The organism is Streptomyces violascens, from assembly GCF_014649955.1.
Classification (GTDB): Bacteria; Actinomycetota; Actinomycetes; order Streptomycetales; family Streptomycetaceae; genus Streptomyces; species Streptomyces violascens.
On record NZ_BMUA01000033.1, the window covers coordinates 32,688 to 49,538 of the forward strand.

Below are 16,851 nucleotides of genomic sequence, written 5' to 3' on the forward strand. Positions count from 1 at the left end.
CCGGCGCATGGTCCGATGTGTCGTACACGAGCGATCGAACGGCCGCGTCGGCGGCTGGATCTGATCCCCCGAGCGGTGGTTGAGATGATTGATCAGTGGTTCTGAGTCTGTCAATGGTCGTTCGACCGGGGGTGTCACCCTGACACGCCGCCGACCGATCGTTCTGCCCGAACGGCCCAGAGGACAGGTACGGAAGGGCAAAGTGGCCGCCGGAATATTGCGTCTCACCTGATCCCTGAGGCAGGTTGAGGCGAATCACTGACCTCAGCCAACAGGGACCGTGATTTCCATGCCGGACGCTCCTGACGGAGTCTCTTTCCGACGGGAGCGCCGTGGGTAGTTCTGGCGTGGAGGAATTCCGGAATCCAGGGGCCCGGCGAGCGAGGGGCCCTGTGTCCCTCGGGCAGTGGGGTTGAAAGAGCCGCAGACTTCCTACGTGAAGTTTCCCCTTGATCTTGGACACTCGTCGGTTATGCCGCGAGGGCGTGTTGGTGTCGCTGTCTGGTCTCGGCGGGTGTGAGGTAGCCGAAGGTCTTGTGCTTGCGCAGGCGGCGGCGGTTGTAGAAGGTCTCGATGAAGGTGAAGACCTCGGCGCGGGCGGTGGCCCGGTCGAGCCGGATGCGGGTGCCGATCTCTTCTTTGAGCAGCGCCCAGAAACTCTCCGCGGCGGCGTTGTCGAAGCATGATCCGGTGCGTCCGCAGCTGCCCTGCAACCCCAACTCCCGTATTCAAGAACGGAATTGGGGCAAGGTGTATTCGCTGCCGCGGTCACTGTGGATCACGCAGCCGGGCTCCAGGTTCCCTCGGCCGTGGGCCATGTCGAGGGCATCGACGACGAGTTCGGCGCGGTGGTGGTCGGCCATGGCATGGCCGACGACCTCGCGGGTGGCCAGGTCCAGCCGGCAGGCGAGGCAGAGCCGGCCCTCGGCGGTGGGCAGGTAGGTGATGTCGCCGACCAGCTTGATCCCGGGCCGCTCGGCACGGAAGTCGCGGCCGATCAGGTCCGGGGCCGGCTTCGCCTTCTTGTCAGGCCGGGTCGGCGAGCGGCGCCTGCGTCGGGTGACGCCTTGGATGTCGTGCTCGCGCATCACGCGGGCGACGCGCTTGCGGTTCACCCGCCGTCCCAGCCGCCGCAGTTCGGCGTGGATGCGCGGGACCCCGTAGGTGCGGTGCGAGGCGATGTGCAGCACCGTGATCTCGTGGGCGAGCGCGTCGTCGGCCTGCCGGGCCTGGCGGGCGGCCTCGCCCTCGCGCCACGCGTACTAGGAGGAGCGGGCGACGTGCAGCACCCGGCAGAGCGGCACGATCGGGTAGTTCGCCTTCTCCGCATGGATCAAGCGGTACAACGCGCTCACCGGTCGTTCTCCTTCACGAGAAGAAGGCGGTCGCTTTTTCAGGATCTCGATCGTCTGCTGCTGTTCACGGTTCTCCCGCCGCAGCCGCTTGAGCTCCTCGCGCTCGGCACTGCTCAATTCGCTGGAGGTGCCTTCGCTCCGGTCCGCCTTGGCCTTGCGGTACCAGCCGCGCAGGGACTCGGAACTGGTGCCCAGCTCCCGGGCCGCCGCGGTGACCGTCTTGCCCGAGGAGTCGACGAGCGCGATCGCGTCCCGCTTGAACTCCTCCGTGTACCGCTTCGTGTACTTGCTTCCCACCTGGTGCTACTTCCTCTGGAACCTCAAGATCCCAGTCTCCAGGTGTCCACGATCAAGGGGAAGGTTCACATGAGCTTCTGCGAGCAACCGCCCATTCCGGCAAGCAGGCGTTATGCCCCGACACAACCCGCCTCTTACCTGCCTCAACCTCGCATGGCTGCCCGCCCGGCCGGAGGCCCGTGGCCGACAGCGGGTGGTAGCCGTAGCCGCCCTTGTAGGTCTGCACGGCGCCTGCTCCTCGGAGCGGCGGGCAATCGGAGAGCCTCACCGAAGCGGCACGCTACTGATTGTCGGGCGCCGCAGCCCTGCACTGACAATCCGTCCGGCACGCTGGACGGCGTTCGCCATCTTGGTGATGTCCTGTGAGGGCGTGACCATGGCGCAGACGGCTCCGACGACGTCGCCGTGTTGGGTGGTCACTGGCGCGGCTGCGCAGCACACCCCCGTGATCAGCTCCTCCCGATCCAGGCATACGCCCGTTTCCCGGATGGCGGAAGCCTCGCGCGACCAGGACGCGGGCAGGGAGCTCAGGGGCGCCTCGGGCGGGGCGAATGCCACCAGAACTTTGCCTGCGGAGGTATGCCACGGCCAGCTTGCCCCCGGGCGAACCGGCGCCAGGTGGTCCACCATGCCTGGAACGCCGAAGGCGGCCAGCGTCCGCCCCTCGCGCAGCACACAGATCGCGACCGAGGCGTCCGTGGCGGCGGCCAGCTGCCGGATCGGGGTGTCCGCCGCAGCGCGCAGCCGTGGATGTGGCTGCCACCCCAGGCCGAGACGGAACACCCGGGAACCCATCCGGTATCGGCAGCCACGATGCTCGACCGCGCCCAGTTCGGCCAGCTGCTCCAGGAGCCGGTACGCCGTGGCCTTGGGCAGCCCGCTGCTGGCCGACAGCGCTGTCAGTCCGGCTTCCTCCGCCTCCCTGAGCGCTTCCAGCAACGCGAAGGCGCCATCCAGCACTCCGCGCCCGCGAGACGGCCGTTCACCTGCGAGTTCTGCCGTCGAGCCGACCATCCGATGCCCCCTTTGTTTCAGCGTGGGGAGCAATTTCACCGGGCGGGGCTAAACGCATGATAAATGGCTGGTCCGGCGGGGGAACCGAAAATTATTAATTCCGGATGCGTTCGATATTCTGCCTCTGATGGGCCTGGTTCCGCTGCGGCAGGAGAGGCTGAATCGACTGCTCTGCCGCGTGTGGATCGAGTGCCTGGCGTGAACGGTCCGCTCAACGGACCGAGATTCGCCCCGCCGGTGAGGCTTCGCTAGATTGGGCACCGCTTCGATTCCCGGTATGACAAACCGCAGGAGCAGGCCAGAGAATATGGCGCTGTAGATGAGTTCCGTACGTGAATGCGGATCATTGGCATCCGGTCCACGGGCAGACTTACCTGAAGTACGGTTCGGCGATGGCGGCCCCGTCTCGACCGAAACAGATCCTTGCGATAAATGCGCGCCGCACGACTGCGCCCGGAAAACAAGGAGTGGATTCATGTCGAGTCGAGTGGCGACTATATCCGGCGGTCCGAACGTCATCGTCTGGGACATCACCTACGCCTGCCCGCTGCGATGTACGCACTGTTATTCCGAATCGGGACGGCGTGCTTCGAGGCAGCTCTCCCTCGTGGACATGTTGCGGGTCACGGAGGCAATGCTGTCGTTGCGTCCGGCGGCCATCGTGCTCGCGGGCGGCGAGCCCCTGATGGTGAAGGGCCTGCAGGAGGTCGTCGACCGCATGGTGGACGCCGGAGTGGAGCCTCACCTCTACACCGGTGGGTGGTCGCTGCGCCGGTCGGCGGTTGAGGACGTACTGGCGAAATGCGCGGACGTGAGCGTGAGCGTCGACGGGGCGACGGCCGAGGTTCATGACGCCGTCCGCGGCCGGGTGGGCTCCTTCGACCGCGCCATGGCCACTCTGGCGCTGCTCGACCGGTGGGCCGCCCGCCAGCGGGCCCGTCATGCCGAGTCATGCGTATTCGCGCTGGATGCCACCATCGTACGCAGCAGCTTCGATCAACTGGAGTTGTTCTGCACCGATATTGCTCCGCGGTTTCCGGAGCTGCATCAGCTGTCCTTCGGTGCGGCCATGCCGATCGGGCTTGCCAGCCGGTCCGGGTTTGCCGAGCATGAACTCCTCACCGATGAGCAGGCCGACCTCCTGGTCGATCCCCAGCACATCGAATGGCTTCGCTCCCTCGTGCCGCCATCGGTCCACGTATCGGTCACCGACAATCGCCTGCTGCGCTACCACCCCGATCTCCTCGCTCAGGGCCGCATCCCCGCGATGCAGGTGGAACCGGACGGCCGGGTACGGGCGATGGCGATATACGAGGGCACCGTGGGCAGCCTGCTCACGGATCCGCCGATGGAACTGTGGAAGCGCTCGGTCGCGAGGTGGAGCGACCCATTCGTGATCGAAACCCTTTCGTCCGTATACACAATGAAGGACTGGGCTGCGGCGACTCGCCGGCTCGACTACCGCTTCGGGACGGACGACGACCGTGCCCGTATCGATGCCCGTCCACCTGTACTTTCCCAAGCCCTTCCCGCTGGATGAACACGCAGTGCCCGGCGGGAAGCAGTTCATTCGTTGCGACGCTGAAAGGGGGTGTATTCGCATGGAATTCGACGTGACTGCCCTGCAGGTCCTGGAGGAGCCCGAGCCCGAGCTCGGCCTGTTCCCGTGCTGCGGCACCTGCTGAGTGCCACCGGTCCGGCCCGCTTCCCACACCGATCGCGCGTGGGGGGTGGGCCGGATCCCCCCTGTCGGTCCACTGCCACGGAGCAGCGATGTCTCACTTTCATTTCCGCCATGTGCGGCTCGCGCCCGCACCGGCAGCGGCCAAGGCCGTCGCGACAGCGGTTGCGGTGGGCGCGGGGCTGCTGCTTCCGGTGGCCTTGGCCCGGGTGGTCGACCGGGCACTGGCGGGCGGTGACACCGATGCCTTGCTGCTGGTGTTCGCCGGGCTGTTGCTGCTGCGCATGGTGGCCGAGGCGGGCGGTGAGATGGCAGGGGTCTCGGCAGAGACCTCGGTACTCGGCCGGCTGCGGTACCGGCTGGTGCGGCAGGTGTTCATGCTGGGTGTGCCCGGTTCCCGGCGTCATGCGCTCGGCGACCTGATCGCTCGCCTGAGCGGAAACGCCGCGTCGGCGGCCAAGGCGGTGCCCTATCTGATCGAAGCCGGAGTGGAGATCCTGGCTGCGGGCTGCGGGACGGCGGCCCTGTGCTGGATCGACTGGCAGGCCGGTGTCACCTTTCTGATCACCGCGGCTCCACTGGCGTTCGCGATCCGGCGGCTCGCCCGGCGGTCGTCCAGCGCGTTCGCCGAATATCTCGTTCAACTTTCCGCCATCGCGGCCCGGTTGGCCGATGCGGTGTCCGGGCGCAGGACCATTCGCGCCTGCGGAACCGGACGCCGGGAAGCCGCGCGAGTGCTGTTTCCGCTGCCGGAGCTGGCGCGAGCGGGAATGGCCACCTGGCAGGTCCGGCGCGCTGTCTCCTGGCAGGTGGCATTCGGTCAGACCACCATCCGGGTCCTCGTCTTGCTGGTCGCCGGGACGGGTGTGGCCGACGGCCGGATCTCCCCCGGCGCCTTCTTCGCGCTGACCCTCTACCTCACCATCGCCCTGGGGTTCGTCCAGCAGGTGGACACCCTGCTCTTCCTGGCCGACGCCCGGGCCGGCGCCGCCCGCGTCCAGGAGCTGCTGGCAGAGCAGCCACCGGTCGGCGGGGGGACGGCTCAACTGCCCGCCGGGCAGGGCGAGGTGTCCTTCCGCGGCGTCTCGGTCCGCCACGGCGACCGGACCGTACTGGATGCCGTCAGCCTGGACGTACCGGCCGGCGCCGTGCTGGCGGTGGTGGGCCCGTCGGGCAGCGGCAAGACCGCCCTCGGGCTGCTCGCGGGCAGGCTGATCGACCCCGATGAGGGTGAGGTGCTGCTGGAGGGCGTCCCGCTGCGTGCCCTGGATCCCGGCGCCGTCCGTGCCGCCGTGGGGTACGCCTTCGACCGCCCGGTTCTGCTCGGCGACACCATCGGTGACGCCATCGGCTTCGGGAACCGGGCGGGAGGCAAGGTTGAACGTGCGGCCGGGATCGCTCAGGCCGAGGACTTCATCCGCAGGCTCCCTGACGGGTTCGACACCAGGCTCGACCAAGCTCCGCTATCCGGCGGGGAGTTGCAGCGGCTGGGGCTGGCCAGGGCGATCGCGCATCAAGGGCGCGTGCTGGTTCTGGACGACGCCACTTCCAGTCTGGACACCGTCACCGAGGCCAAACTGGCTGCTGCGTTCGTCGAGGGGCTGGCCGGCCGCACCCGGCTGGTGATCGCGCACCGTGCCATCACGGCGGCGCGGGCCGACCTGGTGGCCTGGCTCGATCAGGGACGCATCCAGGCGGTTGCGCCCCATCACACCCTGTGGGCCGCCGAGCCCCGGTACCGTGCCGTCTTCGGGAACGCCGGGTGAACCGGGCCGGGCACACGCTGCTGCTGAGTGTGCTCCGCCAACGGCGGGGGACCCTGGCGCGGATCTTGGTCTGGTCCGTCGTCGAGACCGCTCCCGTCGGGGCTTCGGGACTGCTGATCTCCACGGCGATCGACCACTTCCTGTCGCACGACGTGCTGCCCGCCGCCGGGGCACTCACAGCGCTGCTGGTGGCCGCGCTGGTCGGGGCGGCGGCCACCCGCCGGCTCTTCCCCTGGATGGCCGCGGTCATCGAACCGGTGCGGGACGCGTTCGTCATCGCGCTGGTGGAGGGGGTGCTGGCCGATGCCGTGAACTCGGCCCGCCCGCCGGACCTGGCCTCCGTCGCCCGGCTCACCGAACAGGTGCAGACCGTCCGGGAAGTCCTGCACGCCCTGCTCCGCATCATCCGCCAGATCGTCTTCGCCTCGGTGGCCGCGCTGGTGGGACTGAGCCTGCTCGCCCCGCTGGTCGCCTTGATCAGCGGCGGGCTGGTGCTGGCGGCGATGGCGCTGTTCGCCTGGCTGCTGCCCGGCCTGGCCGCGCGCCACAAGGCGGTGCTGCTCGCCGAGGAGGAAGTGGCCCAGCGGGCGGGCACCGCTTTCAGCGGGGTCCGCGACGCGATCGCCTGCGCGGGCGAGCACCGGGTCATCGCAGGCGTCGACCAGGCCGTGGACGAACAGCGGCGACGGGCCCGTGCGCTGGCCAGGGCCACCGCCGCACGGACTCTGGTGGTCTTCGTCGGAGGCCAGCTGCCGGTGGTCGTCCTGCTGGCCTCCGCGCCTTCACTGCTGCACCGCGGCTACCTGAGTCTCGGCGAGCTGGCCGGCGCGGTCACCTATCTGACGGTCGGTCTGGAACCGGCGCTGCGCAAGATGCTGGAGGTGCTGGCCACCTGGGGACTGGAGATGGCGGTGAGCATCACCCGGCTCGGGGAGGGGTTCGCCGAGCCTGCCGGGACACCGGCCACAAGCCCCGCCCCGGACGCGTACGACCTTGAGGTCGACGGCCTTACTTTCGCCTACGGGCCGCACGCCACTCCGGTCGTCCAAGACCTCCACTGCACCGTGCCGGAGGGGAGCCACCTGGTGGTCGTCGGCCCCAGCGGAATCGGGAAGTCCACGCTGGCCGGGCTGCTCACCGGGCTGCTGACGGCGCAACGTGGACGGGTGCTGCTCGGCGGCGCCGACATCGGCGGCGTCGACCAGCGCGAACTGCGCCGGTTCGTGGCCCTGATACCGCAAGAGGCATACGTCTTCGCCGGCACGTTCCGGGAGAACCTGACCTACCTGGCGCCACGGGCCACCGAGGCCGAGATCACCGAGGCCCTGGAAGCGGTCGGCCTGCGGCCGGTGACCGACCGGCTGGGTGGGATCGACACCCGGGTCGGCGCGGGCGGCGCCGACCTCTCGCAGGGCGAGCGGCAACTCGTCGCGCTGGCCCGGGTGTACCTCTCGCCCGCCCGGCTGGTGATCCTGGACGAGGCCACCTCCGGGCTCGATCCGGAGACCGAGGCGAAGGCCGAGGCCGCATTCGCCCGACGGCCCGGAACGCTGATCGTCATCGCGCACCGGATCAGCTCCGCCCGCCGCGCCGACCAGGTGCTCCTGCTGGACGGGTGCACCGCTCGCTTCGGTACTCATGACCAGCTGGCCGCCGCGTCCGCGCTCTATGCCGACCTGGTCGGCAACTGGGACCACGAGCGTGGCCGTCCGCTGACGTATTCCGGCAACAAGGGAGAGAAGGATGCTGGTTGCTGACCGCCCTGGCTACATTCTGTGGGACATCACCTACAATTGCCCGCTGCGCTGCGTGCATTGCTACTCCGAATCGGGCAGGCGGCCGTCGCGGCAACTGAGCCTGCGGGACAACCTCCGTGTCGCGGACGCGATCATCTCGCTCGCCCCGGACAACGTCGGGCTGGGCGGTGGTGAAGCACTGGTGGTGCCGGGGATCTTCGAGATCATCGAACGGATCACGAGTGCTGGGATCGGGGTGTACCTCTACACCGGAGGATGGCCGCTGCGGGAGCGCGCGATGGAAGAGATCCTGCGGTTGCGGCCCCAGGTAAACATGAGTGTCGACGGGGCGACAGCGGAGGTTCACGACCGGATCCGCGGCCGGGCCGGCTCGTTCGACCGGGCTATGAAGGCGCTGCAGCTGCTCGACGATGCATCGTGCGAGGCACGGCGACACGGTGAACCACCACTGGTGTTCGGCATCGACAGCACGGTCCTGCGGAGCAGCTTCGGCCAGCTGGAACTGTTCTGCACCGAAGTGGCCCCCCGCTTCCCGCAGATGGGCTTCCTCTACCTCAGCGCCGTGGTGCCCTCCGGTCTCGCCAACCGTCAAAGCTTCGTGGAGCAGGAACTGCTCAGCGATGAGCAGGCCGCCTGGCTGGCCTCGCCCGAACTCGCCGAGCGCCTGAAGTCCTTGGCACCTGCCTCGCTGGAACTGTCCATGTCCGACAACTGGGGTACGAGTATGCACCCCGACCGGATCGCGGCAGGAAGCTTCTTCGCCGCGATGGCTGTGGAACCGGACGGAGCCGTGCGGGCGATGTGCATCTACGAGGGCGTGGTGGGCAACATCCTCGAGGAGGACCCGCGACTGCTCTGGAAGCGCTCGGTCGCACGCTGGCACGACCCGTTCGTGGTGGACACCCTCAAACCGGTCCGCACCATGCGGGAATGGGCCGAGGCCGCCCGCCGGATCGACCGCCGCTTCGGCACCGACGACGACCGGGCCCGCATCGAGGGGCGCCCGGAACTTTCCGCAGTGCTGCCGCTCCGAGGACGATCATGACCGTCGACGATCCGCTGCTCATAGACTGCGCCCAGGCGGCACTCGCCCGCCACGACGGCCTCGGATGGCAGGCCAAGCCGGACACGTTCTGGTGCTACGTCGAGCCCCCGGGCGGGCGTTCGGTACGGCAGGGGTGGAAACTGCACCTCTCCGCGACCCCTTTGTCCGCGCCCCTGGTCCTGGCCAGAGCGGCGGACGTGCTGCTGCGCCGGAGCTGCCCGTTCAAGTTCGCGAAAACCCTTGCTCAGGTCGAAGAGCTCGGCTCCCGGCTGTGCAACCGGGGCACGGGCGGCAAGTTCCTCACCGCGTACCCCGAGTGCGACCAGGAGGAGCTCGGGGAGCTGGCCGAAGAACTGCACCGGGCGACCGCCGGCTTGCCCGGACCGGGGATCCTCTCGGACCGGCCCTACCGGCCGGGCAGCCTGGTGCACTACCGGTTCGGGGTGTTCACCGGAGTGCCGATGCTGGGCAACGACGGCAGTTACGAGGCGATGCTGATCGCGCCGGACGGCCGGCTGGTGCCCGACGAGCGCAAGGCGTGGTTCTCACCGCCCTCGTGGGCTTCGCCCGATCCCTTCCACCCCATGGCCGAAGCCGCCCCGACGGCGCCCAAACCCGTGCTGCTCGACGGCCGTTACCTCGTCCGGAAAGTCATCCGTCATGCCTTCACCGGAGGCGTATTCCTGGGCTCCGATCAGAAAACCGGAGCCGAGGTCGTCATCAAGCAGGCCCGGGCGCACACCGGGGCGGGACCGGAGGGGCAGGACATCCGTGACCGGCGACGGCACGAGGCGGAACTGCTGGCACGGTTCGCCCCCTCGGGCCGGACCCCGCACCCCGTCGGCGTCTTCGAGCAACAGGGCGACCTGTTCCTCGTGCAGGAATCCTTGCCGGGCGTCACCTTGCGCCAGTGGGTACGCGAGAACCTCGAACCGGACGACGGCGGGTCGTGGGGCGGGCCGGTCTCCCAACTGCGCGACATCGCCTGCGAACTCGTGGAGCTGCTGCGGCTGGTGCAGGACAGCGGTTTCGTCACCCAGGACTTCACCCCCGACAACATCATGATCCTGGCGAACAGGGAGCTGCGCCTGATCGACCTCGAGCAGCTCGCCGAGCCCGGCACCCAGGTCAAGCGGTCCCACACCCCGGCCTACGCCGCACCGGAGCGACTCGGCGCACCACCGTTCGGATTCGCACCCGCACCTTCCGCCGGTCTGTACAGCCTGGGCGCCACCTTGTTCTACCTGGTCAGTGGCGCCGACCCGGCACTGACCCCGGACGAACCGCAGGAGCGAACCACTGCCGAGCGCATTGCGCACTGGCTCCAGCGGATTGCCCCGCGCAACGCCGCAGCACGGCTGATGGCACCGGCCATCGTCGCCCTCCTGGACGCGGTTCCGCAGCGACGCCCCGGTCTCGACGCCGCGCTCGCCCTCCTCGTCCGAGCGGAAGAACCCGAGGAACGCCTCACGGCCGACCGGATCGGCGACCACGACCTGGACCGCCTGATCTCCGACGGATTCGCTCACCTGCTGGACACCATGGACCTGGAAGACGACCAGCGCCTGTGGCCATCGGGTCGGAACGAAGCGGGAAGCGATCCGCTGAACGTCCAACACGGCAGCGCCGGTGTACTCGGCGCGCTGGTTCGCGGCTGCAAGGGCGAGCCGGCACTCGTGGAAGCCGTCCAGGCTGCGGCCGACTGGACAGCGCGCCGCGTCGGACGCGAACCACGCGCGCTGCCCGGCCTGTATTTCGGGCGTTCCGGAACGGCCTGGGCACTGCTGGAAGCCGGCCAGCTCCTCGGCGACGACCGGCTCCGCCGACTGGCAGCGGACCTCGCCCAACGGGTGCCCGTCCGCTGGCCGAATCCGGATGTCTGCCATGGGACTGCCGGAGCGGGCCTCGCCCAGCTGCGGTTCTGGGAGGCAACCGGAGAGGAACAGTTCCTGACCCGGGCGCGGGCCGCAGCCGAATCGCTCGCCACGGCCGCCGAACACCGCGACGGCCAGGTGAGATGGCCGATCGCCGCCGACTTCGCCTCGGCCCTGGCGGGCGTCGTCCACTATGGCTTCGCCCACGGGGTGGCCGGCGTGGGCACGTTCCTGCTCGCGGCGGGCAACGCGGCCGGCCAGCCGCGCTATACGGAGCTCGCCACGGCCGCCGCGGACACTCTGGGCTCCCTCGTACGCTTCGACCGGGGCGCCGCGTACTGGCCCAGCGACGACAAGGGCGGGCCCCTGAAGACCAACTGGTGCAGCGGCTCCTCCGGGATCGGCACCTTCCTGATCCGGATGTGGCAGAACACCGGCGAGGACCGGCACGCCGACCTCGCCATCCAGGCGGCCATGGCCGTCCGCCGCTCCCGCTGGCACATGGGAACCTGCCAGTGCCACGGGCTGGCCGGGGACGGCGACTTCCTGCTGGACCTGGCCGAGCTCCTGGGCGACAAGCGCTACCGGGAGTGGGCGGCGGAACTCGCGGAGAGCATCCAACCCCGTAACGCCGTGCGCCACGGCCGCCTGGTGCTGCCCGACGACACAGGCATTTCGGTGACGGCGGGTTTCAGTACCGGCCTCAGCGGTGTGCTGGCCTTCCTCACCCGCCTGCGCGACGGCGGCTCCCGGCTCTGGCTGCCCAGATCCCTCATGGAAGGGCCACGTCCCGAGGCGGCTGCTGCGCCTGGTCGCTGTGAGTGAGAGCACGTCGTCCCGAACAGGCCTACCAGCCGGTGGGGCCGGGGGCGGTGCGGTGGCGAAGCGGTGCCAGCCCTGCCAGGAGGTGACCGGCCACGGCTCGCTGGCTGCTTCCTCGCCGACGACAGCGCCCACGTCGGCCCTGCTCGTCGTTTCCGTGCCGCTGCGCTTCACCTGGGCGTCTTCGTTGGGCGTCTTCCGTGGAAGGACGGCTGGGGTTCACCAGGTGAGGGCTTCTGCCTGGGCGTCGTAGAGCCCGTACCCGGGAGAGGGAGCAGGGCTGCCTGGACACTCGTCGTCGGCGTTGTTCTCGTACGGCGGGGCTTTCCCCACGGGGTGCGGTGGGTTCCCCTGGCGCCGCTGACGGAGCCCATACCGCTCACGCTCCAGCTGGCCGGCGAGCTGCGCCTGTTCCCCCGGGCTGGTCGGTGCCCCGACGATCTGGTGGCTGGGTGGCTCGCCGACAAACGGCTGCTGGTCCTGGACACTTGTGAGCACCTCCTGGATGCCTGCACCGTACTGGTCTGGGAGCTGCTGGCCGCGGCTCCCGGTCTGCGGGTGCTTGCCACGAGCAGGCGGCCACTGGGCCTGCCGGGAGAGCGGCAGTTGGCCTTGGGCCGCTCCCGATAGCCGCGCCGGACAGCAGGCGCGCTGATGCCCTCGTGCTCTTCGCCGACCCAGCCGCTGCCGCGCTGCCGGGCGGTGAACTCGGCGTCGGCGACCGGGAGTCGGCGATGATCTGCCGTCGACGGGCATCCCGCTGGCCGCCGCCGTGCCGCAGCGCGTTCTCCACGAGGTTGCGGATGGCCTGGGCGAGCAGTTCGGGGTCGCCGTTGACGATGGCGGCCTCGGTGGTGAGTGTGACGCCGGTGTGGTCCGGCAGTTCCTCGACGGTCTGTTCGACGAGTTAGTCGAGCCGCAACGGGGTCAGCTCGATTGCCTGGGTGGCGGCCTCGACCCGGGCACGGGCCAGCAGTCCGGTGACCGGGCGGCCCAGGCGGTCGACCAGTCGGACGGCCTCGTCCACGGCGGCGGGTGCCCGGGTCGGTGAGGTGCTGCCGTTCTCAACGGCCAGCCGCAGGGTGGCCAGCGGGGTGCGGAGTTCGTGGGCTGCCTCGGCGAGAGGCAACTATCGTCCTCGCAGTCTGTTGCATCCAGTCCGCACAAGGCTCGGATGCCCCGGGACTTCAGGCAACCGGCAAACTCATCGGCCCGACGCCCCGACCCTGCTGGTGGGCTGAGGGGGCAGGAACGCATCACTGTTGTCCACGTACGGTGCGAACACGTACCCGTAGGTCGACGGTGGTGGTGGGCATCGCTCGGCTCGCCGAGGGACCGTCGACGGCATTCGGTTTCTGGTCGATAACGGCATCAAATGGCGGGCGATGCCCGCCGACTTCCCGCCTTGGCGGACCGTCTACGGCTTCCATCAACGCTGGGCTGCCTCCGGAGCTGTCGCGCTAGCTGTAGGAGGCCAGCACGTTGGTGACACCGCCTTGGAGTCGCACCGCCGGTGGCTGGCCTCCAGCGGTGCCGTGAGGCCGGTGGTAGTTGTAGTGGATGTTCCACACGCCGAGGGCGGCTGCTCGTTCGTCTTCGGAGTTCCATTCGCGGGCATAGAGGAATTCCTCTGCCAGGATCCGGTTGTAGCGCTCCACCTTGCCGTTGTGCCGCGGTGTGTAGGGCGTAATGCGCTGGTGGCGCGACCCGAGTAGTGCTCGGGTGAATGTGCCGGCGCGGTAGCACGCTCCGTTGTCCGTGACGATCCGCTCGATGTGGTGATGCCGTGGGCAGCGAACCATGCGCGAGCGCGGTGCATGAACGCGATCGCGGTTACGGCCCTTTTATGGGCAACGCTTCGGTGGAGGCGAGCCGACTGAACCCGTCGACTGCGGAGTGGAGATACACGTAGCCGCCGCGCTTGCTCTTCTTCTTCAGCCGGTCGGCGTTCTTGGCGCGCCCGCTCCCGCGGCCGTGGACACGCGAACCTCCGCCGTCGGGGATCCGTCCGACCTTCTTCACATCGACGTGGACCATGTGGCCTGGCCACCTGGCGCCGATTCTGCGGGGCTCTCGGTTCGGCTCGCCGCTCGGGTCGATGAACTTGCGATGGTTGAGACCGAGCCTCGCCAGGTGCCGGGTCACGGTGCGGCGCTGACTGTGACGCCCTGAGCTTGGAGCTCGAACGCAATCCGCGACGCTGACCACTTCTGGCTGCGCCGCAGATCTGCGATCCGGGCCACGGCCGTGGCGACTGTCGCGGTGGGTTGGCTGTGTGGTGTCGAGGAACGGTCGAGCAGGCCGATCTCCCCATGGCAGCGGTAGCGGTTGACCCACTTCGATGCACATGCGAGGGGGGATCCCTATTTCGGTGGCGGCGTGCGCTATCGGACGAGTCCGGCAGCGCTCGACGAGTCGGCGTCGACCTTCGACGGTCAATGGAGCGTTGGCGTGCCTCATGGGCAGTTTCCTGTGGCGGCTACGAAGTTGGCGGGGAAGCGATGTTCGGCGGCCGTCACACCGGCTGGAGACTGGCAGATATGTGTGGTCACGGCCGCCGACCGAACTCGGTGCTGTGATCGATGGCCCACTGCGCGAAGGGGCGGGCCGGCATACCGGTCAGGCGCTCGACGTCATCGGTGACAAGGCGTGATTCAGGTCGCCGCGTCGACGCCGCGAGGAGGGCCTCGACCAGATGCTCGGGACGTCCGTCCGCGAGCATTCGTGCGTGCGCAACGTCCACGGGGACCGGCTCGAATCGCAGGTTTCGTCCGAGTGCGGCGCCGAGGATTGCGACCTGGTCGGCCCTGCTGAGTGGCTCAGGTCCGGTCAGCCGGTAGGTGCGATCCGAATCGTCCTGGCATCGAAGGAGCACCTCTGCAGCCGAGGCCGCGACATCGCGCTCGTCCACTACTGCTGTGTGCGCTATGTCAGGGCCTTCGACTACGTCGCCTGCGCGCAGCTGTGCCGCCCAGCCCCGGGTGTTGGACGCCAGCGTGTCGCTGCGCAGCACGGTGGGATTCAGGCCGGCATCGCGGAGCCGGCGTTCCATGTCCGCGTGTACTTGCACGATCGGATCGCTTTGGCGAGCAGAGGCGTCATCGATCGCGGTCGAGGAGAGGTAGATGACGCGCGGCGCTGCTGCGGCCAGTTCTGCGATCAGAGGCTCAGCGGGTGCGGTGTCCAGCAGTGGCCATATGAGGAAGACGGTGTCGATGCCATCAAGCGCCGTACGGACGGTGTAGGCGTCGGTCAGGTCACCGCGCACCGACGCGATGCCAGGTCGCGGGTCAACACGACGACGGTCGAGGCACCGCACAACTGCTGCACGCTCGTGCAGCCTGGTGAGGAGTTCACGGCCGACGTTGCCCGTCGCGCCGGTGACCAGGACCGTTCGGGAACGAGCAGGAGTAAGCGGGGTGGGAGAACTGTCAGGCATGCTGGGGACGCTAAAGGTTCAGGTCGACATCAAGGCAAGGGCGGAATGGCGATAACCATCGGCGAAGCGGCTGCGCAGCTTGGAGTCGAGGCCCATGTCCTACGGCACTGGGAGCACGTCGGAGCACTCACGGTGCGCCGGGACGCGAACGACTACCGCCTCTACGACGAAGACGTCTTGGAGCAGGCACGAACCGTGTTGAAACTGCGACAAGTCGGGCTCTCGTTGCCGGAGGTCGCCGCCGCGATGTCCCCGAAGAAGTCCGCAGCACAGGAGGTCGTGCGCGCGAAGATCGCTGCGCTCGAAGGTGAGGTCCGCAGCAGACAGCAAGCGATCACCTTCCTCCGGCACACCGTCGAGTGCCGCCATCGGTACCTCGAGGAGTGTGCGGACTGCGCGACGTTCGTCCGCGACCGTTGATCATCCGATGTGAGGGATTCGCGGTCGATGACCGTGGTGCTTGATCAGCAGTAAGTCGCCGATGCCATCAACGTCTTGGCCCGCAACATCCAGCCTCCGCATGGGCACCCGCTCACGGGGCCGCAGCACCCACCCTCGGCGGACCACAACCACCGTCCCACCGCAAGGCTCAAGGTGGGGCCAGGCGGCACCGAGGGCGCCGTGACACGCGTGAAAAGATCAAGAGGCAGCTCCACGGCCGGGCCGGATTCGAGCTGCTCCAAAAGGTGATCTTGCTTCAGTAGCGATCCACGCGGGTACGAGTCTGTCGCCGCCCGCCCGTGGTCAGAGTTCGGCCGTCCAGACCCCGGCGGGATGCTCACTCGGTGGCAGCCACAACTGAGGCTGTGACTCGCGATGACTCTCGTGAGCCTGTTCTTCCCAATGGAAGCAGTCGTCCACGTCAGGCCAGGCAACTTGCAACATGGGAATAGGAGGCCGCCGGTAGAACCCGATGGCCCGTCCGAAGAAGGTCCGGCACCAACGGAGATCCACACTCCTGAGCACGGCTTGGTGACCTTCGACAACATCAGGATGCCTCTGGCCGTCCGCCAGTACAGCACCTGCGGCGGCCTTCGCTCCCAGCCTGTTGAGCATGCCGTGCATGGCGTGGATATCGAGCCCGAACACGGTGAGTTCAGGCGCGCCGTGAGTGTGGGCGAGGCCGATCGTGTAGGCGAATCCAGGACCGATCTCGTCCTCGGGAACCATCACGACGTGCCATCCGTGCTGCTGCACATTCCCGATGATCGTCAGATCGGCGTGGTCCGCTTCGTCTCGGTCGCCGTAGTCATGACAGAGGATGCAGCGGCACTGGAACGGATCATCGGTCATGCGCGGAGGCTACGTGGTGGGCGTTCGAGCCAGCCAGCCGGGCTTCGCGGTCGCCCTCGCAATCGAATGCCGCGGTGACCCTCCGCGACTGCTCCCCGACGCCCGAACTCTCCCGCCGCCAGTTGGAGTTCATGCCCGACCAGCAGAAACCCAGGCAGGAGCGTTGCGCGGTCTGAGCGCCGTCACGCTCCTGATCACCACGGGAGGCGACCGAACACCCGCGCGTCGTCGGGGAGAACCGAAGTTGAGTTGGTCCGCCCCTGGCCCGGATCTTGGTCGGTCTCCCCTGTGCGTGAGGGAGGCTTCCCTCTGGTCCCACATGGCGCAGGTAGGCGGAAGTGTCGCTAGCCGATCTGCGAAGATTGCATCGATCAGTGGCAGCCAGATCGTAAAGTCTTCGGATGTAGCACGGCAGACCTACTACTGCTGAGGGATGCCTGCCGTGGTCGCATGGGCGCGGTCGTGTGAGGGATACGGCTCGTCCTCCCGGATTGGGCCGTACTCCTCC

At 68.4% G+C, this 16,851-nt stretch carries 15 protein-coding genes and 3 pseudogenes; 10 read left to right on the plus strand and 8 right to left on the minus strand.

The window, feature by feature from the left end; translation table 11 throughout:
• Positions 1 to 470 precede the first annotated feature (470 nt).
• The 4 genes and pseudogenes from IE206_RS36875 to IE206_RS36890 form a co-directional block, all read right to left on the minus strand.
• On the minus strand, positions 471 to 719 hold the full coding sequence (locus IE206_RS36875; RefSeq protein ID WP_189970149.1) for an integrase core domain-containing protein: 249 nt from the start codon (positions 717 to 719) through the stop codon (positions 471 to 473).
• Between the two features lie 9 nt (positions 720 to 728).
• Positions 729 to 1,250, minus strand: a pseudogene (locus IE206_RS36880) (IS3 family transposase); the annotation flags it as partial.
• A 12-nt stretch (positions 1,251 to 1,262) separates the two neighbouring features.
• Positions 1,263 to 1,652, minus strand: a complete 390-nt coding sequence (locus IE206_RS36885) for a transposase (RefSeq protein ID WP_189970151.1) — start codon at positions 1,650 to 1,652, stop codon at positions 1,263 to 1,265.
• Positions 1,653 to 1,916: 264 nt separating this feature from the next.
• A complete protein-coding gene (locus IE206_RS36890) occupies positions 1,917 to 2,666 on the minus strand; it encodes an IclR family transcriptional regulator (RefSeq protein WP_189970153.1) in 750 nt (249 codons plus the stop codon).
• A 475-nt stretch (positions 2,667 to 3,141) separates the two neighbouring features.
• On the opposite strand from IE206_RS36890, the gene IE206_RS36895 reads away from it, so the two are divergent.
• From IE206_RS36895 to IE206_RS42865, 8 genes are all read left to right on the plus strand, one after another.
• Positions 3,142 to 4,206, plus strand: a complete 1,065-nt coding sequence (locus tag IE206_RS36895) for a radical SAM protein (RefSeq protein ID WP_189970155.1) — start codon at positions 3,142 to 3,144, stop codon at positions 4,204 to 4,206.
• Between the two features lie 61 nt (positions 4,207 to 4,267).
• The gene (locus tag IE206_RS43725; protein ID WP_223279873.1) at positions 4,268 to 4,351 is read left to right on the plus strand and encodes an ALQxL family class IV lanthipeptide; all 84 of its coding nucleotides are present in this window, start codon (positions 4,268 to 4,270) and stop codon (positions 4,349 to 4,351) included.
• 88 nt (positions 4,352 to 4,439) lie between these two features.
• A complete protein-coding gene (locus tag IE206_RS36905) occupies positions 4,440 to 6,113 on the plus strand; it encodes an ABC transporter ATP-binding protein (RefSeq protein WP_189970160.1) in 1,674 nt (557 codons plus the stop codon).
• Between the two features lie 65 nt (positions 6,114 to 6,178).
• Complete coding sequence (locus tag IE206_RS36910; RefSeq protein ID WP_189970163.1) at positions 6,179 to 7,870, plus strand: ABC transporter ATP-binding protein; 1,692 nt, start codon at positions 6,179 to 6,181, stop codon at positions 7,868 to 7,870.
• Entirely contained in the window at positions 7,857 to 8,915 is a 1,059-nt protein-coding gene (locus IE206_RS36915; protein WP_189970165.1) for a radical SAM protein, read from the plus strand. The genes IE206_RS36910 and IE206_RS36915 overlap by 14 nt, the downstream gene beginning before the upstream one ends.
• Entirely contained in the window at positions 8,912 to 11,614 is a 2,703-nt protein-coding gene (gene lanL / locus IE206_RS36920) for a class IV lanthionine synthetase LanL (RefSeq protein WP_189970167.1), read from the plus strand. The genes IE206_RS36915 and lanL overlap by 4 nt, the downstream gene beginning before the upstream one ends.
• Positions 11,615 to 11,947: 333 nt before the next feature.
• Positions 11,948 to 12,241 carry a hypothetical protein gene (locus IE206_RS36925; protein WP_189970223.1) on the plus strand — a complete coding sequence of 98 codons (294 nt, stop codon included), beginning with the start codon at positions 11,948 to 11,950 and terminating at the stop codon, positions 12,239 to 12,241.
• 32 nt (positions 12,242 to 12,273) lie between these two features.
• Positions 12,274 to 12,522, plus strand: a complete 249-nt coding sequence (locus IE206_RS42865; protein WP_229853341.1) for a hypothetical protein — start codon at positions 12,274 to 12,276, stop codon at positions 12,520 to 12,522.
• Here the strand turns inward: IE206_RS42865 and IE206_RS42870 are convergent.
• The gene (locus tag IE206_RS42870; RefSeq protein ID WP_229853342.1) at positions 12,519 to 12,740 is read right to left on the minus strand and encodes a histidine kinase dimerization/phospho-acceptor domain-containing protein; all 222 of its coding nucleotides are present in this window, start codon (positions 12,738 to 12,740) and stop codon (positions 12,519 to 12,521) included. The two genes, IE206_RS42865 and IE206_RS42870, sit on opposite strands and share 4 nt — an antisense overlap.
• Positions 12,741 to 12,930: 190 nt before the next feature.
• Here IE206_RS42870 and IE206_RS36935 point away from each other — a divergent pair.
• Positions 12,931 to 13,068: pseudogene (locus tag IE206_RS36935) on the plus strand (transposase); the annotation flags it as partial.
• A gap of 3 nt (positions 13,069 to 13,071) precedes the next feature.
• Here IE206_RS36935 and IE206_RS36940 read toward each other — a convergent pair.
• Both IE206_RS36940 and IE206_RS36945 read right to left on the minus strand, forming a co-directional pair.
• Positions 13,072 to 14,071 (minus strand): annotated as a pseudogene (locus IE206_RS36940) (IS481 family transposase).
• A gap of 88 nt (positions 14,072 to 14,159) precedes the next feature.
• A complete protein-coding gene (locus IE206_RS36945; RefSeq protein WP_189970169.1) occupies positions 14,160 to 15,050 on the minus strand; it encodes an NAD(P)H-binding protein in 891 nt (296 codons plus the stop codon).
• A 45-nt stretch (positions 15,051 to 15,095) separates the two neighbouring features.
• Here IE206_RS36945 and IE206_RS36950 point away from each other — a divergent pair, with 45 nt between their 5' ends.
• Positions 15,096 to 15,470: a MerR family transcriptional regulator gene (locus tag IE206_RS36950; protein ID WP_189970171.1), complete on the plus strand. Its 375-nt coding sequence runs from the start codon at positions 15,096 to 15,098 to the stop codon at positions 15,468 to 15,470.
• Between the two features lie 324 nt (positions 15,471 to 15,794).
• On the opposite strand, the gene IE206_RS36955 is transcribed toward IE206_RS36950, so the two are convergent.
• Positions 15,795 to 16,343, minus strand: a complete 549-nt coding sequence (locus IE206_RS36955) for a DUF4262 domain-containing protein (RefSeq protein WP_189970173.1) — start codon at positions 16,341 to 16,343, stop codon at positions 15,795 to 15,797.
• Positions 16,344 to 16,851: the final 508 nt, after the last annotated feature.